The 20,012-nt window shown below is 47.1% G+C and carries 23 protein-coding genes; all 23 read right to left on the reverse strand.

All coding sequences use genetic code 11. The features are described 5' to 3' along the window. Positions 1-55 precede the first annotated feature (55 nt). Positions 56-856: a sporulation transcription factor Spo0A gene (spo0A, locus tag VP472_RS11685; protein ID WP_003153177.1), complete on the reverse strand. Its 801-nt coding sequence runs from the start codon at positions 854-856 to the stop codon at positions 56-58. A gap of 280 nt (positions 857-1,136) precedes the next feature. Then, positions 1,137-2,417, reverse strand: a complete 1,281-nt coding sequence (spoIVB, locus tag VP472_RS11690; RefSeq protein WP_007408360.1) for a SpoIVB peptidase — start codon at positions 2,415-2,417, stop codon at positions 1,137-1,139. Between the two features lie 163 nt (positions 2,418-2,580). Continuing rightward, complete coding sequence (recN, locus tag VP472_RS11695; protein ID WP_146277155.1) at positions 2,581-4,311, reverse strand: DNA repair protein RecN; 1,731 nt, start codon at positions 4,309-4,311, stop codon at positions 2,581-2,583. A gap of 31 nt (positions 4,312-4,342) precedes the next feature. Then, complete coding sequence (gene ahrC, locus VP472_RS11700) at positions 4,343-4,792, reverse strand: transcriptional regulator AhrC/ArgR (RefSeq protein ID WP_003153173.1); 450 nt, start codon at positions 4,790-4,792, stop codon at positions 4,343-4,345. Positions 4,793-4,886: 94 nt separating this feature from the next. After that, the gene (locus VP472_RS11705; protein ID WP_003153172.1) at positions 4,887-5,732 is read right to left on the reverse strand and encodes a TlyA family RNA methyltransferase; all 846 of its coding nucleotides are present in this window, start codon (positions 5,730-5,732) and stop codon (positions 4,887-4,889) included. After that, on the reverse strand, positions 5,729-7,630 hold the full coding sequence (dxs, locus tag VP472_RS11710; protein ID WP_024085592.1) for a 1-deoxy-D-xylulose-5-phosphate synthase: 1,902 nt from the start codon (positions 7,628-7,630) through the stop codon (positions 5,729-5,731). Before dxs ends, VP472_RS11705 begins: the two co-directional genes overlap by 4 nt. Before the next feature lie 143 nt (positions 7,631-7,773). Beyond that, a complete protein-coding gene (locus VP472_RS11715) occupies positions 7,774-8,664 on the reverse strand; it encodes a polyprenyl synthetase family protein (protein ID WP_043867281.1) in 891 nt (296 codons plus the stop codon). Beyond that, complete coding sequence (locus VP472_RS11720) at positions 8,654-8,908, reverse strand: exodeoxyribonuclease VII small subunit (RefSeq protein ID WP_007408352.1); 255 nt, start codon at positions 8,906-8,908, stop codon at positions 8,654-8,656. Before VP472_RS11720 ends, VP472_RS11715 begins: the two co-directional genes overlap by 11 nt. After that, positions 8,905-10,251: an exodeoxyribonuclease VII large subunit gene (gene xseA, locus VP472_RS11725; protein ID WP_003153166.1), complete on the reverse strand. Its 1,347-nt coding sequence runs from the start codon at positions 10,249-10,251 to the stop codon at positions 8,905-8,907. The genes VP472_RS11720 and xseA overlap by 4 nt, the downstream gene beginning before the upstream one ends. Before the next feature lie 123 nt (positions 10,252-10,374). Further along, a complete protein-coding gene (gene folD / locus VP472_RS11730) occupies positions 10,375-11,226 on the reverse strand; it encodes a bifunctional methylenetetrahydrofolate dehydrogenase/methenyltetrahydrofolate cyclohydrolase FolD (protein WP_146277157.1) in 852 nt (283 codons plus the stop codon). 11 nt (positions 11,227-11,237) lie between these two features. Continuing rightward, entirely contained in the window at positions 11,238-11,630 is a 393-nt protein-coding gene (gene nusB, locus VP472_RS11735) for a transcription antitermination factor NusB (RefSeq protein WP_061890719.1), read from the reverse strand. Positions 11,631-11,894: 264 nt separating this feature from the next. Beyond that, on the reverse strand, positions 11,895-12,302 hold the full coding sequence (locus VP472_RS11740) for an Asp23/Gls24 family envelope stress response protein (protein ID WP_003153156.1): 408 nt from the start codon (positions 12,300-12,302) through the stop codon (positions 11,895-11,897). Between the two features lie 21 nt (positions 12,303-12,323). Then, entirely contained in the window at positions 12,324-13,676 is a 1,353-nt protein-coding gene (gene accC / locus VP472_RS11745; RefSeq protein WP_007408348.1) for an acetyl-CoA carboxylase biotin carboxylase subunit, read from the reverse strand. Positions 13,677-13,690: 14 nt separating this feature from the next. Then, complete coding sequence (accB, locus tag VP472_RS11750; RefSeq protein WP_070082099.1) at positions 13,691-14,170, reverse strand: acetyl-CoA carboxylase biotin carboxyl carrier protein; 480 nt, start codon at positions 14,168-14,170, stop codon at positions 13,691-13,693. Positions 14,171-14,323: 153 nt separating this feature from the next. Beyond that, positions 14,324-14,974 (reverse strand): SpoIIIAH-like family protein, encoded by a 651-nt coding sequence (locus VP472_RS11755; protein ID WP_003153150.1) that lies wholly within the window; start codon positions 14,972-14,974, stop codon positions 14,324-14,326. Between the two features lie 3 nt (positions 14,975-14,977). After that, positions 14,978-15,670 carry a stage III sporulation protein AG gene (gene spoIIIAG, locus VP472_RS11760; RefSeq protein WP_003153148.1) on the reverse strand — a complete coding sequence of 231 codons (693 nt, stop codon included), beginning with the start codon at positions 15,668-15,670 and terminating at the stop codon, positions 14,978-14,980. Continuing rightward, the gene (spoIIIAF, locus tag VP472_RS11765) at positions 15,663-16,283 is read right to left on the reverse strand and encodes a stage III sporulation protein AF (RefSeq protein WP_015388014.1); all 621 of its coding nucleotides are present in this window, start codon (positions 16,281-16,283) and stop codon (positions 15,663-15,665) included. The genes spoIIIAG and spoIIIAF overlap by 8 nt, the downstream gene beginning before the upstream one ends. Before the next feature lie 16 nt (positions 16,284-16,299). After that, positions 16,300-17,508 carry a stage III sporulation protein AE gene (gene spoIIIAE, locus VP472_RS11770; protein WP_003153145.1) on the reverse strand — a complete coding sequence of 403 codons (1,209 nt, stop codon included), beginning with the start codon at positions 17,506-17,508 and terminating at the stop codon, positions 16,300-16,302. Between the two features lie 32 nt (positions 17,509-17,540). Then, a complete protein-coding gene (gene spoIIIAD, locus VP472_RS11775; RefSeq protein WP_071392571.1) occupies positions 17,541-17,930 on the reverse strand; it encodes a stage III sporulation protein AD in 390 nt (129 codons plus the stop codon). A gap of 12 nt (positions 17,931-17,942) precedes the next feature. Continuing rightward, a complete protein-coding gene (spoIIIAC, locus tag VP472_RS11780; protein ID WP_003153142.1) occupies positions 17,943-18,149 on the reverse strand; it encodes a stage III sporulation protein AC in 207 nt (68 codons plus the stop codon). Between the two features lie 22 nt (positions 18,150-18,171). Then, a complete protein-coding gene (spoIIIAB, locus tag VP472_RS11785) occupies positions 18,172-18,687 on the reverse strand; it encodes a stage III sporulation protein SpoIIIAB (protein WP_146277161.1) in 516 nt (171 codons plus the stop codon). Beyond that, positions 18,681-19,604, reverse strand: coding sequence for a stage III sporulation protein AA (spoIIIAA, locus tag VP472_RS11790; RefSeq protein ID WP_146277163.1), 924 nt, complete (start codon positions 19,602-19,604; stop codon positions 18,681-18,683). Before spoIIIAA ends, spoIIIAB begins: the two co-directional genes overlap by 7 nt. A 76-nt stretch (positions 19,605-19,680) precedes the next feature. Then, complete coding sequence (locus VP472_RS11795; protein ID WP_003153124.1) at positions 19,681-19,962, reverse strand: YqhV family protein; 282 nt, start codon at positions 19,960-19,962, stop codon at positions 19,681-19,683. Positions 19,963-20,012 lie beyond the last annotated feature (50 nt).

Consider the following 20,012-nt stretch of genomic DNA (forward strand, 5'->3'; position numbering starts at 1 on the left):
CCGCGTTCATGCACGGAATAGAAGGCGCAAAAAGACATTTAGCCAAAGGCTTGCGTTACGAAGCTTTATGCTCCAATCTCAGCTTGTCAGCAACCATCGCGATGAATTCCGAGTTGGTTGGTTTTGCTTTTGTCATGCTTACCGTATATCCGAACAGTGAAGAAATGGAATCAATATTTCCCCTGCTCCATGCGACTTCAATGGCGTGGCGGATGGCCCGTTCTACACGGCTTGCGGTCGTGTTGAATTTTTTGGCGATGTCGGGATAAAGGACTTTTGTGATGCTGCCGAGGAGTTCAATATCGTTATACACCATGGAAATGGCTTCACGCAAATAAAGATAGCCTTTGATATGGGCAGGTACACCGATCTCATGGATAATGCTTGTAATGCTGGCATCGAGATTTTTCCGTTTCGGCTCCGGCTGGCTGCGGATAATGCTGCTTTGCGCGGACGGCGCACGGTGTGTGACACTGCTGACATTTCCGCTTACCTGGCGGATATGGCCGACAAGGTTTTCCATATCAAACGGCTTCAGGATGAAATAGGACGCGCCTAAATCGACGGCTTTTTTCGTAACGTCTTCCTGACCGAATGCCGTCAGCATGATGACGTTCGGCTGCTTCTCGAGCTCTGATTCCCGCAGACGCTCCAAAACCGCAAGTCCGTCCAGATGCGGCATGATAATGTCTAAAACGAGCACATCGGGATTCTTATCTTTAAACAAAGAAAGACATTCCTGTCCGTTATAAGCAACGCCGATCACTTCCATATCATCCTGTCCCTCTATATATTCACTCAACAGGCTTACAAGCTCTCGATTATCATCAGCAACACAAACTTTAATTTTCTCCACGTTTCTTCCTCCCCCAATGTATTAACAGGACGCAACCCATTTGACTGCTATATGTTACATTCGACAAAACCACTACTTCCCCTTTTAAAAAATCCATATTTACCAATAATAGTGGTATATCTTTGTTTTTCTAGCATTTTCTAGGTTTTTCGACTAAAAATTAAGTTTGACAAATCAGGAAACGTGAATTTGTCGAAAAATCTTCATGTCTTATTTTACATGAATCCCGGAAAGAAGTGAAGAACGCATCACATAAAAAAACTGCCGGATCATCCGGCAGTCAGCTTGCTTTGTCTTTCCCGTAAACATCAACACCCGCTTCAGACAGCATCCATTCGATATGAACGCCGTAGCCGCTTGTCGGATCATTGACAAATACGTGGGTTACGGCTCCGACGACCTTTCCATTCTGAATGATCGGGCTTCCGCTCATCCCCTGAACGATTCCGCCGGTTCTTTTCAGCAGTTTCGGATCTGTCACTTTCAACACCATTCCCTTTGTCGCCGGGAATTTTTGCGGCGTGGTGCTGACGATTTCAATATCAAATTTCTCTACTTTATCGTTTTCGATAACCGTCAGCATTTGCGCAGGTCCTTTTTTTACTTCATTTGACAAAGCAATCGGAAGCGCTTTGTCGGAAATGTTGTTTTTAATCGGCTGATGCAGTGTCCCAAAAATGCCGAACGGGCTGTTGCGGTTAATATCGCCGATCGTTTTCCGTTCTGACGAAAACCTTGCCAGTTTTTCGCCGGGATTGCCGCCTTTTCCTTTTTCAATCGATGTTACAGTAGAACGGACGATTTCTCCGTCTTCTACAACAATCGGTTTTTTTGTATCCATATCAGAGATGACGTGGCCCAATGCGCCGTATTTTTTTGTTTTCGGTTCAAAAAATGTCATGGTGCCGATGCCGGCTGCCGAATCGCGGATATAAAGGCCGATTCGATATTTCCCCTCGGCTTCGTCCTTTGTCGGAATCAGCTTTGTTTTGATTTTTTGCTTATCGCGTTTCACCAATAAATCCAAAGATTCACCGGTTTTGCCCGCTTTTTGAATAAACGGGGCGATGTCGCTCATTTTTTCAATTTTATGTCCGTTCATTTTAATAATGATGTCGCCAGATTCAATACCCGCTTGTTCTCCCGGAGACTTTTTCCCATCCTTTGTCATCACCTGGTGAAAACCGACGACCAAAACACCGACTGAATGCAGTTTTACACCGATGGACTGTCCGCCCGGAATGACCTTCAATTCAGGAAGGACACGCACTTTCGTTTTTTTAATGGGAAACCCGGCAAGATCATATACTACTTCTGACCGGCCTTGTGTTTGCCCTGTTATGTTTGCATGACCGTGCTCTTCTTTCAGCGTAAAGGCTTCTGATAATTCGCCCTTTTCAGCGCTTATTGATGCATTGACCGGAACGGCCTGAGTCTGGTTTTCAAAGACGCTCATTTCTGACGGTATCAGTAAATATTCTTTAAACGGCTTAAAAAAGCCTACACTTAGTAAAGAAACAAGGAGAATTACACCTATTGCTTTCCTCATGTTATCGTGCATTCATTCCTTCACTCTCCTCGCTCCTATCCCACACCACTTTCTTTTTCTGCTACATCTATACTTTTGCCTTCCTGCGCTTGATTTATAACCGGCATACGAAGAAAAACATTGGATACACTGTTAGAGAAATGGAACAAAAAAATAAGCTGCCTGTATCAGCAGCTTATCCTGTCGTTTTTACCTGTCCGGCCTGTTTTAAAAGCTCTTGTGCATGCCGCTTCGTCAGCTCGGTCACTTCAACACCCGCAATCATACGGCCGATTTCCGCTACCTTATCCTGCTTGGAAAGCGGCGTGACATGCGTTGTCGTCCGTCCGTCTTTGAATTCTTTTGCGATCAGAAGGTGCGTATCCGCCATGGCGGCAACCTGGGGCAGGTGTGTAATGCAGAGCACCTGTGAACCGGTCGATACTTTATGGATTTTTTCCGCGATGGCTTGGGCAACCCGCCCGCTTACACCGGTGTCCACTTCGTCAAAGATGATGGAGGTGACATCCTGCTGGGAAGAAAAAATACTCTTCATCGCCAGCATCACCCTTGAAAGCTCGCCTCCGGAAGCGACCTTTGACAGCGGTTTTAAAGGCTCACCGGTGTTTGTTGAAATTAAAAACTTCACAAGGTCAATCCCCTTTTGGGTAAGCTGCACGGGCTGCCCGTTGACAACCGGTGCTTCACTGGCTGACGGATCGGTTTTCACGAGAAATTCCGTATCAAACGTTGATTTGCCCATATACAGACTTTGTAATTCCTGATGAATCGCTTCCGCCAGTTTCTTGGCCCATGCTTTTCTGATTTTTGATAAATTGGCGGCTTCTACGGCCACATCTTTGCCGACCGACTCCAATTCCTTCTTCAGGGCTTCAAGGTGGCTGTCGCGGTTCTCGATTTGATCGATTTCCTCTTCTATTTTAGATCCGTATTCCAAAATGTCTTCTACCGTCGCTCCGTATTTGCGCTTCAGCTGTTTGATCTCATTTAAACGGGTTTCAATAAAATTCAGCCGTTCCGGATCATATTCCAGATCATCTAACAGATTGCGCATCTGAAAGGTTGCATCCTCCAGCAGATAATAGGAACTTGACACACTTTCAGACAGCTTTTGCAGCGGTTCATTGATATCCGAAATATCTTCAAGCTGAGCAGAGGCCATTCCGACCCAGTCAAGCCCCCCCTGCTCGCTGCGGAGCGCATTATAGGCGTTTTGCAATGATTCATAAATTTTTTCAAAGTTGGATATCTGCTTCCGCTCTTCCTGAAGAAGTTCGTCTTCATTCAATTCAAGCTTCGCCGACTCGATTTCTTCAAGCTGAAATTGAATCAGGTCTAACCGATGCGCCATTTCCTGCTCGCTTTCTGACAGCTTCTTCACTTTTTTGAGCAGCTTCATATAACGCTCATAGCCTTCATGGTAAGCCTGAAGCGCGGATTCGGCCTCAGCGCCCGCAAATTTATCCAAAAGCTCCAAGTGTTTGTCGTCCTCCATTAACAGCTGGTTATCATGCTGTCCGTGAATATCTAATAAAAGTCTGCCGATTTCCCTTAAAGCCGCAATCGTCACTAATTTTCCGTTGACACGGCAGACGCTTTTTCCTCCGGCATTGATGTCCCTTCTCATGACAATCATGTCGTCAGATGCGTCTATTCCCTGCTCACGGCATACTTCAAAAACGGGATGACCGCTGTCCAATAGAAACAGTCCTTCAAGCTCGGCCTTTGTTTCACCGTAACGGACAAATTCGGACGAGCCGCGTCCGCCGACTAATAGGGAAACGGCGTCTATAATAATTGACTTGCCGGCCCCTGTTTCTCCCGTCAGGACGGTGAGCCCCCGTTCAAACGAAATCGTCAGTTCCTCTATAATGGCAAAGTTTTTTATTGATAGTTCAGCTAACAAACAGCATTCCACCTTTTATCTGATAATTACGCTACAGCAGCTCCAAAAGACGGCTTTGTACGCCTTCCGTATCTTCAGGCGTCCTGCAGATGATTAAGATCGTGTCATCTCCGCAGATCGTGCCCATGATTTCTTCCCATTCGAGATTATCCATCAGAGCGCCGATTGCCTGAGCATTCCCCGGCATCGTTTTTAATACGATCATATGGCTTGCTGAGTCAATTTTTACGAACGCATCCATTAATGAACGCTTCAGTTTTGACAGCGGATTGAACCGCTGATCCGCCGGCAGGCTGTATTTGTAGGAGCCGTTGTTCGTCGGCACCTTTACGAGATGCAGCTCTTTAATGTCTCTGGAGACAGTCGCCTGGGTTACCTTATATCCTTCTTCTCTCAGCATGTCAACTAAGTCATCCTGCGTTTCAATCTCATGGCTTGTAATAAGCTCTCTGATTTTTATATGCCTTTGGCCTTTTGTCATGTAAGCACCTCTGTTTTCAAGCTGTTTGTCATTATGTTAACCGCTTCTTGATAAAAAGTACATGATGGCAGAAAAAAGGAATAATAGCCCCCTATTATTCCGGTACATCTGTCTTTTTGGCTTTTAATGTCTCATGTGCTTCGCGGACGGTACGGAGAATGTCTTCTTCCGGCAGTTCAGCGCCGTTTCCGTCTTCTCCGCCCCATTCCAAATGAAGCAGAAACTCAATATTGCCGTCTCCCCCCGTAATCGGTGAGAAGGACAGTCCTTTCACTGTATATCCTTCAGAAGCTGCAAATTGATTCATGCGGCGGAGAACGTCAGCATGAACGCCGGGATCTCTGACAATGCCTTTTTTTCCGACGGATTCCCGTCCGGCTTCAAATTGCGGCTTCACCAGTGCGATACAATCGCTCCCCGGTACAAGCAGCGTTTTTAAAACCGGCAGAATGAGGCGGAGTGAGATGAAAGAAACATCGATTGTCGCAAATTCCGGCAAACCCTCTGTGAAATCGGAAGGCTCGGAATAGCGGAAATTCGTCCGTTCCATGACGACGACCCTCTCGTCCTGTCTGAGCTTCCAAGCAAGCTGATTATAGCCGACATCCACTGCGTAGGACCGCTCAGCTCCGTTTTGGAGGGCGCAATCCGTGAATCCCCCTGTAGACGAGCCGATGTCAATCATCGTTTTGCCTTTTACCGAGACAGGAAACACTTCCAAGGCTTTTTCAAGCTTTAATCCGCCTCTGCTGACGTATTTAAGAGGGTTTCCTTTTACCGTTAACGGAAGATCCCGGGCGATTTTTTCACCCGGTTTGTCCAATCGGTTTTCATTTGAGTATACGATGCCCGCCATAATGGCGCGTTTCGCTTTTTCCCGCGTTTCCGCAAGGCCTTTTTCTACAAGAAGTACATCTAATCGTTCTTTTTTTGCTGTCATGATCCAATTCCTTTATGTGTCTTCGGCGGCATCAGCAGTTTTATCCGGTTCATAACCTCAGCCTTCGTGAGACCGATTTCTTCAAGCAGGGCGGTTACGCTGCCGTGTTCAATAAACCGGTCAGGGATGCCCATTCTGTCAATCGGTGTATGATACATGCCGAGGTCATGAGCGTATTCAAGAATCGTGCTGCCGAATCCGCCTTCAAGCACGGCTTCTTCTATCGTTAAAATCGGCAGACCTTCATTAAGAATGGCCTTCATCATTTGTTTATCAATCGGCTTTATGAACCTCGCATTCACGACACGCACGGACAGGCCTTCTTTTTGCAGTTCTTCAGCCGCTTCAAGCGCCATTTCAATGGTCGTACCGAATGTTAAAATGACCGCGTCTTTTCCGGGACGGAGCACTTCCCATGTTCCGATCGGAATGGTTTTCAGCTCTTTATCCATCTTAACGCCGAGCCCGTTTCCGCGCGGGAAGCGCATCGCGATCGGACCTTCCTCATAGGAAAGGGCTGTATTGACCATATGGCGGCCTTCATTTTCATCCTTCGGCATCATTAAAACGAGGTTCGGTATATGCCGCAAAAAGGCGATGTCAAAGACGCCTTGATGCGTCTCCCCGTCAGCGCCGACCAAACCGGCGCGGTCAATGCCGATAAATACATTCGCGTTTTGACGGCAGATATCATGGACGACCTGATCGTACGCCCGCTGCAAAAAGGTCGAATAGATCGCAAGAAACGGCTTCATACCCTGAAGCGCCATTCCCGCGGCCATTGTCGCCGCATGCTGTTCTGCGATTCCGACGTCAAACATGCGCTCAGGAAATTCTTTCGCAAATCCTTCAAGCTTAGAGCCGACCGGCATAGCCGGTGTAATCGCGACAATTCTGTCATCCTCGCGCGCCAGCTCCTGCACGGTGCCGCTGACAAGTCCGCTCCATGAAGGCGCCGCGGCTTTCGGTTTGACAAAATCACCCGTATTGATTTTATAAGGACCCGTTCCGTGCCATGTGCCGATTGTGTCGGTCTCAGCCGGTTTATAGCCTTTGCCCTTTTTCGTAATGACATGTAAAAGGACAGGGCCTTTCGTTTTTTTGGCGTATTGCAGGTTTTCAAACAGTTCGTGGTAGGAATGACCGTCAACCGGGCCTAAATACGTAAAGCCCAGCTCTTCAAAAAACATACCTGACACAAGCATATATTTTAAGCTGTCTTTTATCCGTTCCGCTGTGGCGGCCAATTTTCCGCCGACGGCCGGGATGCGCTTAAATAAATATTCAAGCTCGTCTTTTACCCATTGATATTTGCCGGCCGTGCGAAGCCGTCCCAGCATAGAATGAATCGCCCCGACATTCGGCGCAATGCTCATCTCATTATCATTCAGAATGACGATCATATCTTTTTTCTCATCACCGATATGGTTCAGCGCTTCAAGCGCCATTCCTCCGGTTAAAGCGCCGTCTCCGATAATCGGGATGATATATTCTTTCGATCCTTTAATATCACGGGCGGCAGCCATTCCCATCGCGCCTGAGAGCGATGTTGAGCTGTGGCCTGTTTCCCATACGTCATGTTCGCTTTCGCTGCGTTTCGGGAAACCGCAAAGCCCTTTATATTGGCGCAAGGTTTCAAACTCCTTGCCGCGCCCGGTTAACAGTTTATGAACATAGGACTGATGTCCGACATCCCATAAAAATTTATCTTTCGGACTGTCAAATTCTTTGTGAAGCGCAATTGTCAGCTCGACAACCCCGAGGTTCGGCCCGATATGGCCGCCAGAGGCAGACAGCGATGTGATGAGGAAATTGCGGATCTCCTCACTCAGCTCTTCCAGCTGTTCAATTGACATCTTTTTAAGAAATGACGGGTCCTGTATTGATAAAAGATCCAAAGCGGATCAACTCACTTTCAGCATGAATTTCTGCAAATTAAACAGTGTCTTTTTGAAAAAAGAAAAAGACTCCCTTTGTATTTTCATCGAAACTGCTTACATTTTACCATAGGAGCGGCAGCCCCTTCAAATCAGGACCGTTTTTAATGATCTCTCGCCGCGATTAAATCACAGAGGTCATGCAGCAGTTCTTTCTGAAGAGAAAGGCCGCTGATGATCCGTTTCGCCTCGCTGATATGATACGCCAGCTTCTCTTTCGCGCCTTCAAGCGTTAAAAGCGACGGATACGTTGACTTTTCATTCGACGTGTCTGAGCCGACCGGTTTGCCGATCTTCTCCTCATGCCCTTCAATATCAAGGATGTCATCTCTGATTTGAAATCCGATGCCGATATGGCTGCTGAACAGACGCAGCTTTTCGACTTCATCCTCCGGCGCATCTGCCAAAATGGCGCCCGCCGTCACAGAAAAACCGAGGAGCTTGGCCGTTTTCCGCTCGTGGATGGATTCCAGCTCCTCAAGCGTTATCCGCTTTTGTTCCGCTTCCATGTCGGCAGCCTGCCCGCCGACCATTCCTTCCGTTCCTGCCGCGCTGATCAGCTCATCGACGAGACGGAGCCGTTTTTCTGCTGAAACCGCCTCAGACACGTGAGATGTGATCAATTTAAAGCTTTCTGTCAGAAGCCCGTCTCCGGCCAATACGGCTGCCGCTTCTCCGAAGACTTTATGGTTTGTGGGCTTTCCTCGGCGCAGATCATCATCGTCCATGCAAGGAAGATCATCATGGATTAAGGAATACGTATGAATCATTTCGACAGCGCATCCGACCGGAATCCCGTCTTTTTCATCTTTTCCGTAAGCATTCAGAACGGCTAAGACGACGAGGGGGCGCAGCCTCTTTCCGCCTGCTTCCAAAGAATACAGCATAGATTTTTTGAGGATTTCAGGCATCGCAAGCCGTTCCGTATACAAAGAAAGCTGCTGTTCAATCAGTTGTTTGCGCGATGCTAAAAATGCGTCCAGTTTATTTGTCACCTTCGTCTTCCTCCTGAACGCTGAAAGGTGCAAGTTCGCCGTTATCTTTTAAAATAAAGTCCATTTGCTTTTCGACATGCTGAAGCTTTTCATGGCACATTTTTGAAAGGGCCATCCCTTCCTGAAAATAATTAATCGCCTGCTCAAGCGGCACGTCTCCTTCTTCAAGCTTTGCCACAATACCTTCAAGGCCTTTCATCGCCTCTTCAAATGTCAGCTCTTCACTTTTTTTGGTTTCTGTCATTTTCGTTCGCCTCTCTTTTGCAATACTTCACACGTCAGAACGCCGTCTGTCATCTTTACTTCAAGCGTATCATTTTGTTCCACTTGATCAACGCTTTTGATCAGCTCTTTGTCTTTATAGGCCAGACTGTATCCTCTCTCCATCACCTGAAGGGGACTTAATGCATTCAGTTTACCAAGAACCGTCTGAAACTGCGAATGAAGCTGCTTCAGTTGGACATTCATGCTTCGGGCGAGCTGATTTGAGCGCTCCTCGTACCGTTTTTTCGCCTGTTTCAGCTGGGTTTCAGGGTGGAGCGCCGTTAATCTGTACGTATTCCGCTCCAGCTGTCTTTGTTTCCTGTCCGTAAGCCCTGTGAGCTGTGATTGGAACTGCTGATACAAAAGATCAAACTGCTGTTCTTTTTGGGTATACAATCGTTTCGGAAAACGGAACGCGTAGGATGACTGGAGCGATTGAACCCGTTCTTTTTTCTTGCTGATATGCTGCTGCATCGCTCTTGTCAGGCGGACTTCCGCCGTTTTTGTCCGTTCCATTAAGTCCGTCGTGTGGGGGACGGCGATTTCTGCCGCTCCTGTCGGCGTTGCCGCCCGGATATCCGCGACGAAATCACTGATTGTAAAATCTGTTTCATGTCCGACGGCTGATATAATCGGAATGGCGGAAGCAAAAATCGCCCGGGCCACGATTTCTTCGTTAAATGCCCACAATTCTTCGATCGAGCCCCCTCCCCTTCCGACGATCAGGACGTCACACATTTTTTGTGCATTGGCTTCTTCAATGCGCTTCACAATCGATCTGCTGGCATTTTCACCTTGAACGAGCGCGGGAAGCACAATGACTTTCACAAGGGGGTATCTTCTTTTAAGTGTGGTAATGACGTCTCTGACGGCTGCTCCCGTCGGTGACGTGACGACCCCGATCGTAGCCGGAAAAGCGGGGATGGCCTGCTTATGCCGGTCATCAAACAACCCTTCGCCGGCAAGTTTTTTCTTTAATTCTTCATATGCTAAGTAGAGCGCCCCCACACCGTCCGGCTGCATTTCTTTCGCGTACAGCTGATAGCTTCCGCTCGGTTCATAGACGGAGATCCCGCCTCTTACGATGACCTTCATTCCGTCCTCGGGCTTAAACGCAAGCCTCGAACTTTGTCTTTGAAACATGACGGCCTGCATGCGGGCATGCTCATCTTTTAATGTAAAATAGATGTGGCCTCTCGTATGAATTTTAACATTGGAGAGCTCACCCTTAATCCAAATGTCTTCAAGATGAGGGTCCACATCGAATTTTCGTTTAATGTATTTGGTCAGCGCGGAAACCGTGACATATGCCGCTTCACTCACATCCTGCACTCCTTTCATAAAGGCTTTTTGCCCTAAACTAAGAAAACCCGCTCTGGCTGAAAGGAGCCTTAAGAAGCGGGTATCGTGCTCATTGTCACACTTTTTGTGACTGTCTCCGGTTATCTATGATAACGTACGTCTGGCAGATTTAACAGTATTATGCGCAAGCATTGTGATGGTCATCGGACCTACTCCGCCCGGCACCGGTGTAATGAAAGATGCTTTTTCTTTCGCTTCATCAAACTGAACGTCTCCGCAGAGTTTTCCGCTTTCGAGACGGTTGACGCCGACATCAATGACAATGGCGCCCTCTTTGATTTGATCGGCTTTGATGAAATTCGCTTTACCGACCGCTACCACAAGAATATCTGCTTTTTTCGTATGCTCAGCCATATTTTTCGTGCGGGAATGGCAATATGTGACGGTCGCGTTTTCGTTCAGCAGCAGCTGGCCGACCGGTTTACCGACAATATTGCTTCGTCCGACTACAACAACTTCTTTGCCGGAAAGATCTACGTTCGTCTTTTTCAATAACTCGACAATTCCGTGCGGCGTGCATGGAAGAAATGTATCTTCGCCAAGCAGCATTTTCCCGACGTTGAGAGGGTGGAAACCGTCAACATCCTTATCGGGAGAGATCCGCTCGATTACGGCTTTTTCAGAAATATGATCCGGGAGCGGCAGCTGGACGAGAATGCCGTGGAATTCCGGATTTTGATTATACTGATCAATCACTGTTAAAAGCTCCGCCTCGGTTAAGCTTGAGTCAAAGCGGTCAAGCTTAAATTTCATTCCCATTGTTTCAGCGGCTTTTTTCTTGCCTGTCACATATGAAACAGAAGCGGGATCGTCTCCGATTAAAATGACCGCCAAACCAGGCACTACGCCTTGTGCTTTCAGCTCTTCTACTTCTTTTGCCAATTGTTCGCGTTTTTCTTTAGCCGTTTCTTTTCCGTCGATGATTGTTGCAGTCATTTTCTTTCCTCCTATGATTCGATATCAGTTTTAATGTTAGAAAGAACCCCGTTTACGAATTTTGCAGCTTTATCGTCGCCGAACCGTTTTGCCAGCTCGATTGCTTCGTTTAATGACACGTTAGCAGGAATGTCGTCAGTATAAACCATTTCATACACCGCCAGACGCAGGATCGCGCGGTCTACGTTTGCAATCCGGTCAAGCTTCCAATTGACGAGATGGCCGGAAATCATTTCATCAAGCTGAACCTGATGTTCGATCACTCCGTACACCAGCTGTTCAAAGAAGGCATCTGTTTTTTCACCATCAAGCGCGTGCTCAATGGCATCGTTCGGTGCAATATCGCTGACATCAATCTGAAAAAGTGCCTGCAAAGCTTTTTCTCTAGCTGTTCTTCTTTTCATTTTCTTTCTCCTTCAGATCCGCTTTATCCGCTTGTCGTTAAGCTTAAAGAGATCATAACATATTTTTTTCTCAATCGCATGTCGAAATTTAGGTTTTTTCACCCTAATGCCGAATATTTTCACAAACCGTATTAATTTCATTCGGATTTCACAGCATGAAGAAACTCGGCTGCCGTTTGTAAGCCGGCTTTCTTCATGCCTGAAATGACGGGAAACGTATAAAAAACCAAAGGGCTGCCCATCCCCTTGGTTTTTATACGCTCATTACATTTCTTCGTCGATTTCGACTTCTTGGGCTTTCGTGTCAAATTGAATGCCGACGATATGAATATTGATTTCATTAATGGTCAGAGACGTCATGTTTAATAAGGTTTGGCGGATATTCTCCTGAACGCTTGCCGCCACTTTCGGGATCGAGATCCCGAATTGAACGACGCAATAGACGTCGATGGTAATCCCGTCATCGGCTAAATCGACCTTTACGCCTTTACCGTGATTGATTTTGCCGAAGCGCTCTACGACGCCGGTGGCGAAATTGCCGCGCATTTCAGCAACTCCTTCAACTTCGGAAGCGGCGATGCCGGCAATGACTTCAATGACCTCAGGAGCAATTTCAACCTTGCCTAAATGAGCCTCGTCATGATCCATTTTAAGCACACTGTTGTCTTCCATTCAATTCACCTCCCGCAAAAATTATGAGCCCATTACATCATATGTTTCTAAAAACTTTGTATTAAACTCTCCGCTGACAAATGTTTCGTGTTCAAGCAGTTTCAGATGGAACGGAATCGTCGTTTCAATACCTTCAATCACGAATTCGCTCAGCGCGCGTTTCATCCGTGCGACTGCCTCATCACGCGTTGTTCCGTATGTGATGACTTTAGCAATCATACTGTCATAGTACGGCGGGATCGAATAGCCGGGATATGCGGCTGAATCCACGCGTACGCCGAGTCCGCCCGGCGGCAGGTACATGTTAATTTTACCGGGTGAAGGCATGAAGTTTTTCGCAGGATTTTCAGCATTGATGCGGCATTCAATCGCCCAGCCGTTAAATTCAACGTCTTCCTGTCTGAGCGAAAGCTCCTGTCCGGATGCCACTTTGATCTGTTCTTTGATCAGATCCGTTCCCGTCACCATTTCTGTGACAGGGTGCTCTACTTGAATACGCGTGTTCATTTCCATGAAGTAGTAGCGCTGTTCTCTGTAGTCATAAATGAATTCTACTGTGCCGGCTCCCGTGTAACCGACGGCCTTCGCTGCTTTTACCGCAGCTTCGCCCATCTGCTCCCTGATTTCAGAATCAAGCGCAGGTGACGGTGACTCTTCAAGAAGTTTTTGCAGACGTCTTTGGATAGAACAGTCACGCTCTCCGAGATGGATCGTGTTTCCGTAATTATCCGCAAGCACCTGAATTTCAACATGGCGGAAATCTTCTATGTACTTCTCGATGTACACACCCGGATTTCCGAATGCCGTAGCGGCTTCCTGCTGGGTAATCTCAATGCCTTTGATCAGTTCTTCTTCTGTGCGTGCGACCCGGATGCCTTTTCCGCCTCCGCCCGCAGTGGCTTTTATAATGACAGGATACCCAATTTCACCTGCAAGCGAAACCGCTTCTTCCGTATTTTTTATGATTCCTTTTGAACCGGGCACAATCGGCACGCCCGCCAGCTGCATCGTGTCGCGCGCGATATCTTTTGTTCCCATTTTTGAAATGGCGTCAGCCGTAGGGCCGACAAACGTTACGTTCAATTCCTCGCACAGCTCGGCAAAGTCGGCGTTTTCAGCTAAAAACCCGTATCCCGGATGAATCGCATCCGTGCCGGTCAGCTTTGCGACGCTGACGATGTTCGTTACATTTAAATAGCTTTCTTTTGATGTTTTCGGCCCGATACAAAAAGCCTCATCGGCCATTTGGACATGCAGGGCGTCTTTATCTGCCTCAGAATAAACGGCTACAGTTTCAATGCCCAGCTCTTTGCAGGCCCGGATGATTCTGACGGCGATTTCTCCTCGGTTGGCGATCAATAGCTTTTTAATCATAATAGCAGGTCTCCTTACTCAGCTTTTACAAGAAATAGAGGTTGTCCGTATTCGACCAGCTGGCCGTTTTCAACTAACACTTCAACGATTTCTCCTTTTACTTCGGCTTCAATCTCGTTAAAGAGTTTCATTGCTTCTACGATACAAACAACTGTATTTTCGCTCACTTTTGAACCTTGGTTTACGTAAGGGCCGGCTTCCGGCGATGAAGAAGCATAAAACGTTCCGACCATCGGAGACGTAATTTTGTGCAGGTTTTCGTCTTGTTTCGGCGCTTCCTGAACAGGAGCGGCTTCACGCGCTTCCGGTTTTGCAGCCTGCGGAGCAGGTGCGTAAGCGGCGGGAACGGCTTGGGCTTGTCCCGTTACATTCACTGCCGGCGCTTCATTTTTTTTCAGTTTGAGGCTTACGCCTTCGATTTCGTAAACGAATTCGTCGATGGAAGATTCATCGATTCTTTTTATCAGTTCATGAATTTCGTTGATTTTTAACATCAGTTTCCACTCCTATGTATAAAAAATAGAAATTTATGGGTTGCTACTAAAAGTACATACTATGTTTATCTTACAGGAGCGCTTGTGTAAATTCAACACTGATCTAAAATGACATCAGAAAAGCCCGCAGCAGGTGCGGGCGGTGGGGATCCCTTATTTTGTCGGTTCAAACGTGACGGCGACGTCTTTCATCGTCTTGATTTCTTTTTCCACCAGGTCAATGATAGCGGAAGCTTTTGCGTTTGAATGTTTGTCAGACATGACCGTAATATTGATTTTGTCTCCTTCAGCATCCACGAGCGCATCTTTATAGCCTTGTGTTTTAATCAGCGTTTCCAGCTGTTTTTCCGTCCCTTCAGCATTGCTCAGCGCCGTCATTTTATCGTAGGCTTCGCTTTTTTCCTTTGCGGTCGCATCATCGCTTGAAACAATGCTGTTTAACTGTTCCCTTTCTTTGCTTCTCGCGTCTTCAAGCTCCATGCGGTATGCGGTAAATAAGTTTTCATCAGCTGTTTCTGTAGCGACCGATCCGTCTTTGTCCGATGCTTCAGCTGATGTTTCTTTATCTTCTTTTGTGCCTTTAGAATCTTTCGTTCCTTTTGTTCCGTCTTCTTTATCCGTGCCGCTTCCGTTCTTATCTTTCGTTTCAGGAGCCGGCGTTTTTTCAGTTGCCACTTCTCCGCTGCTTTTTTCGCTTTTCATCTGCACGGCATTTTTGCTTTCCGGCGACATAATATAATAAACACTTAATACCACGACGAGACTGAGCATTGTTAAAAGCCAAACCGTTTGTTTTTTCAGCATGATTTATGAATCCTCCTTGATTTTTTTAGGGGCAACCGCTACACGGTAGCTCGGAACATCAAGCACCCTTGTGACGGCATCAATGATGGTTTTTTTTATTTGAACGTTGTCCACTCCCTGAGCGACAACGAGTACACCGCGGATATCGGGCTTTTTCGTCTGGACGACGACCGGGGTTTCCTGATCCCCGTTTCGAATCATGACAATTTGTTCTTCAGAAGTTTGATCGGTTACGCTTCTTTTGCCGCCTTCTTTATCGGTTTCTTCGGTGGTGGTGTCTTTTTTCGTTTTATTTTTCTCAAACACTTTCAAAGATGTTGCGTCTACGTTCACGACAATTGATACATCCTCCACGCCGATAATCGTTTCAAGGATTTCTTTCAGCTGGTTTTCATAGTCTCTTTCATAATCATCGATCGTGTTTTTGGCGCTGCTGTCTTTCGATGCCTTAAAAACGGGTGCGCTTTTTTGCCCGCTTTTGTCTTCCGTTCGGCCGGACATGACGGTCTGCGCCGCTTGGTCCTTCCCGGTTTTCTCCGGTGAAGAGAACAGCTGGCTCACCAGCATAAAAGATACTCCGAGCACAAACACGAACAGAAAGTAATGATATTTTGTCAGTTTTGGTTTTTCTCCGTCTTTCGCCTGTCCGATCATCAGCTGTTTTTTGAGTATGGTCCATAGTCCGTTTTTATTCATGGCCGTTTTTCTCCCCGCCTTCCATATAAACCGTAATTTTCTCACTGCCGATTTCCCATATATCCGCAAGTTTTTCTTTGATGTCTGCGGCCTCTTTTTTTTCGGCTGCGCCTTCCGGTTCGTATTTGCGGTCTGTGCGGATGTCGATCGGTGCGACGGTTTGCACGGTTTTTTCAGAAGATGGGGCCATATACACGCTGATCGTTTTTACATCTTCTTCTGAACGAACCTGTTCTTCCGCTGTAAGGCGGATGTCGTCTATTTTGTATTCGTCATGACTGAACATCTCCTCCGCTTTCTTTTTTAGTTGGACAGCCATTTCTTCTAAAACATATGCGCGGTTTGATGCTTGTATTTCTTTTTTTTCTGATTTGATTTGATTTTTTATATCAGCGGATTGAGATTGCTCTTGTTTTGTCAAATAATCGAAGATGATTTCCGGGTCTGTTTTGAAAAGTTTGAAGATCGGGTTGAGCATGACAATGATTAACAGCAGGCTGACAACCATCTTGGCGTATTTTTGCATACTGGAGCTGGGCAGCAGCATGTCGATGACGATGGCGAATAAGATAAATAAAATAATGCTTGTCAGCCATTCTGTTAAAAAGCTCATATCCAATGGGCCTCCTTTATTTCATCATCATGGTGAGGTTGCCTGCTGTAATAATGACTGTAATACTGAGGAAAAACATGAGAGAGACGATGGCGAGCGCCGCGAAAATATACAGCACGCTTCTGCTGATGACGCCGAGGCACGTAATGACGGGCCCGCCTCCGAGCGGCTGCAGAATAGCGGCCGCGAGCTTATAAATAAAAGCGAGCGAGAGCACTTTAATCGCCGGAAACGCGGAGATGCAGATCAAAATTCCGACTCCTAGGATTCCTACGGTGTTTTTTAATAGGAGCGAGGCGCTGATGACCGTATCCGTCGCATCCGTAAACATCCGGCCGAGCACGGGAATAAAATTGCCTGTGATAAATTTTGCAGTCCTGAGCGTAATCCCGTCCGTCACGGCAGCCGAAGCCCCCTGTACGGAGATGACGCCGAGAAACACGGTGAGAAATACGGCAAGCGCGCCGATCGCGATATTTCTGAGCAGATTGGCAAGCTGCGTGACTTTATATTGATCCGTCATCGTGCTTACGATGCTTAAAATCGCTGACAGGAAGATAAGCGGCATGACAATGTTTTGAATGAGAAGGCCGCTCGTATTCATCAGAAATAAAATAACGGGGTGAAAAAAAGCTGCGGAGACGGCTCCCCCGGAAGACGCCAAAAGCGCGAGTAAAAGCGGGATGAGCGCGAGAATGAAACTTGTCATCGTCTGGATCGCTTCACTGGCATAATTGACGGCAACATGAAAGCTGTTTAAAGCGAGAATAATCAGCACCATGTAGACGATTGCATAAGCCACTTTGCTGACGGTGCTCTGCTGGAACGCATTTTGCAAAAGCTGCAGAATGACACAAAAAATGGTGAGAAGAATCAAAGTTCCCAGGAGCTTTCCGTTTGCGAGCACTTCATGAAACAAGTATGAAAATAAAGCCTTCAGCCATGCCTCCGGCGAGAACGTTTTTTCTCCGTTAATAAAGTCGATGATGCTTCCCTTTTGGCTTTCAGGCAGAAGACCGCCGTATTCTGTCATGATGTCGTCCCAAAACTTTCCGATGCCTTCTGTTTTCAGCGCTTCGGCCTGCTTTTTGGCCACTTCATCAGCGGATTCTTGGTGAACTGCGGTTTCCTGCGACGCACCGTCTGTTCCGGCAGCTTGTACACATTCAGTCTGAAAAAATAAGAGGATGAACAAAAAAGCCCCCGCCCACCGAAAGCGCTTCATTTTTTGTGCCCCCCTTTCCATTTTATTGATGATCAAGAAGGAATAAGTCCGAGAATCGTTTCAATAATGACGGTGAGTATCGGCACGGCCATTACCAGTATCAAAATTTTTCCGGCCAGCTCTATTTTCGAAGCAATCGCTCCCTGGCCCGCATCCTTTGTCAGCTGCGCACCGAATTCAGCGATGTAGGCGATGCCGATAATTTTTAAAATGGTTTCCACATAGACCATATTGACATTTGCATTGACGGCTATTTTTTCTATCATTCTGATAATGTCGTAAATCTGATCGATGAGATAGAGAAAGATCACGCAGCCGCTGAAGACGACAATCATAAACGCGAAAGTCGGTTTCTGTTCTTTTACGATCAGGGAGAGAAATGTGGCGATCAGGCCTAAACCTACAATTTGAACAATCTCAATCTGTAAGCCCCCCTATCCTTGGAATAGAAACACAGCTTTGATCTTTTTGAACAGGTCATCGACAATCGTCGCCACCATAAATAAAATATAGATAAAGCCAAGCAGCGTCACCCATTGGGCGTATTCTTTTTTTCCCATTTGGTCAAGTATGGTGTGCAGAAACGCAACCACGATACCGACTCCGGCGATTTGAAAAATGACATTTACGTCGACTCCCATTTTATGTTTGCTCCCCTCATGTTTACATCAATAGAAGAATGAGTAACAGTCCGGCTAAAAATCCTAAGCTTTTCACCATTTTTTCATTTTTCGCCTGCGCCCGTCCGGCATCCGCTTCCGCCGCTTCCAAATGTGTAAGCGCAAGCTTGATATGTTTCTGCTGAGAAACACGGTCATGGAGCCCGAGCGTCTCTCCGAATTGCTTCAGCACATCGTATTCGATTTTTTTCATCGCCATGGAGGGCCAGTTATGTTTCAAGCTCTGTTCCCAGGCCGTTTTGGCGGAATCGCTTCCCTGCTCAAGCCTCCTGCTGAAAGCTTGAAACAATGACGATACAGGTTCGGAAAGCTGTGCGGCAATTTGTCCCGAGGCGGTATGCAGCGGCGTATGCCCGAACATGATTTCCGCTTCTAGCGATTGGAGCGCCGCGCGCAGCTGACGGATCTGCCTCGGCCTTTCAATATACATTTTGGCGATCTCAAATCCCGTCCATGTCGTCGCTGTCAGAATGAACACGGCACCTAAAAGCTTCAGCATGACATCACGCTTTCAGCATGCGGAACAGGTTTCCCGTCCTTTCCGTAAATCCTGCTGATCGTTCCCGGACCGCGGCGTCTTGACAGCTCCACATACCGGTCAAACACGTTTTCCTCCCACAGCATTTTCAGCGACGGCCTCTTGACCAAGTCTTTCATATTCCATCCGTGCGCAGAGACGATAACGGATACGCCCGCATGGAGCGCCTCCAGCAGCGCTTGTGAGTCTTCCATTCTGCCGATCTCATCCACAATTATGACATCAGGACTCATAGAGCGGATCATCATCATCAGCCCTTCCGCCTTCGGACAGGCATCAAGGACATCGACTCTGCGGCCGAAACTGTGCTGGGGAATGCCCCGCAGGCAGCCGGCAATTTCCGACCGTTCATCTACGATACCTGTCTTTTTTGCCGGGATGCGTGTTGATCCGGTGCTGGAAAGCCGGGCCAAATCACGAAGCAAGGTCGTTTTCCCCGTTTGCGGAGGACCGATGATCAGCGTGTTCAGCCAGTTTTCTTTCCATAAGAAAGGAATGAGCGGTTCTGCGATCCCCAGCTTCTCCCGGGCGATTCGGATATTAAAAGATGTAATATCCCGGAGTCCTTTGACGGCTCCGTTTTCGACGATGACTCTTCCGGCCAGCCCCACACGGTGGCCTCCTCTGATTGTGATGTATCCTTTTTTCAGCTCTTCTTCCAGCGTGTACATACTGTAATTGCTGAGCCGGCTGAGGATCAGCTGTGCGTCGCCGGCCGTACACACATATGACAAATACAAAGGTTGTCCTTTTTGGATCAGTTCAACCGGCCTGTCGACCCGGATTCTGATTTCTTCTGTATCCCGCCTTGCTTCTTCGGGCACGGCGGAGATGGCATCTCTCAATAATTCAGGGAGAACCTCTGTAATTTCATTCAATAGAGTCTCCTCCTTTTTACCGATTGGCTTCTTTAAAATGTATGATCCGGGACAGACTTTATGACACCCCGGCCCTCTATTTATGCACACCGGCCAAAATCAGCACCACCCCCGCAAAAATCAATATTAATTTTGCATATGAGAGCTGTCCGGCAATCTGATAAATGCCGATCGTCATTGTGATGATAAAGATCAGAGGGCCGACGATTGCCAAAATACTATTCACCACAACCGCTTTTCTGATGTCGTTTGTCAAAAGCATGATAATAGCGGCCGATAATTCAATGAGCGAGGACAAAACTCGTAAACCGGCCATCGTTAAAACAGTAGAATTGATTGAACCGAACAAAAATTTCATTGCAATCCCCCAACTTCAAGCATTTTGTTACACTATATGCTCTAGCTGAC

The organism is Bacillus sp. MT(2024) (assembly GCF_036362845.1).
Lineage (GTDB): Bacteria > Bacillota > Bacilli > Bacillales > Bacillaceae > Bacillus > Bacillus velezensis.

Coding starts and splice junctions, on each gene's coding strand:
- spoIVB (WP_007408360.1), bottom strand. CDS start 2,417: ATGCACGATAACATGAGGAAAGCAATAGGTGTAATTCTCCTTGTTTCT.
- ahrC (WP_003153173.1), bottom strand. CDS start 4,792: ATGACAAAAGGCCAAAGGCATATAAAAATCAGAGAGCTTATTACAAGC.
- VP472_RS11705 (WP_003153172.1), bottom strand. CDS start 5,732: ATGACAGCAAAAAAAGAACGATTAGATGTACTTCTTGTAGAAAAAGGC.
- VP472_RS11720 (WP_007408352.1), bottom strand. CDS start 8,908: ATGACAGAAACCAAAAAAAGTGAAGAGCTGACATTTGAAGAGGCGATG.
- folD (WP_146277157.1), bottom strand. CDS start 11,226: ATGACTGCAACAATCATCGACGGAAAAGAAACGGCTAAAGAAAAACGC.
- nusB (WP_061890719.1), bottom strand. CDS start 11,630: ATGAAAAGAAGAACAGCTAGAGAAAAAGCTTTGCAGGCACTTTTTCAG.
- VP472_RS11740 (WP_003153156.1), bottom strand. CDS start 12,302: ATGGAAGACAACAGTGTGCTTAAAATGGATCATGACGAGGCTCATTTA.
- accC (WP_007408348.1), bottom strand. CDS start 13,676: ATGATTAAAAAGCTATTGATCGCCAACCGAGGAGAAATCGCCGTCAGA.
- accB (WP_070082099.1), bottom strand. CDS start 14,170: ATGTTAAAAATCAACGAAATTCATGAACTGATAAAAAGAATCGATGAA.
- VP472_RS11755 (WP_003153150.1), bottom strand. CDS start 14,974: ATGCTGAAAAAACAAACGGTTTGGCTTTTAACAATGCTCAGTCTCGTC.
- spoIIIAG (WP_003153148.1), bottom strand. CDS start 15,670: ATGAATAAAAACGGACTATGGACCATACTCAAAAAACAGCTGATGATC.
- spoIIIAF (WP_015388014.1), bottom strand. CDS start 16,283: ATGAGCTTTTTAACAGAATGGCTGACAAGCATTATTTTATTTATCTTA.
- spoIIIAE (WP_003153145.1), bottom strand. CDS start 17,508: ATGAAGCGCTTTCGGTGGGCGGGGGCTTTTTTGTTCATCCTCTTATTT.
- spoIIIAC (WP_003153142.1), bottom strand. CDS start 18,149: ATGGGAGTCGACGTAAATGTCATTTTTCAAATCGCCGGAGTCGGTATC.
- spoIIIAB (WP_146277161.1), bottom strand. CDS start 18,687: ATGCTGAAGCTTTTAGGTGCCGTGTTCATTCTGACAGCGACGACATGG.
- VP472_RS11795 (WP_003153124.1), bottom strand. CDS start 19,962: ATGAAATTTTTGTTCGGTTCAATCAATTCTACTGTTTTAACGATGGCC.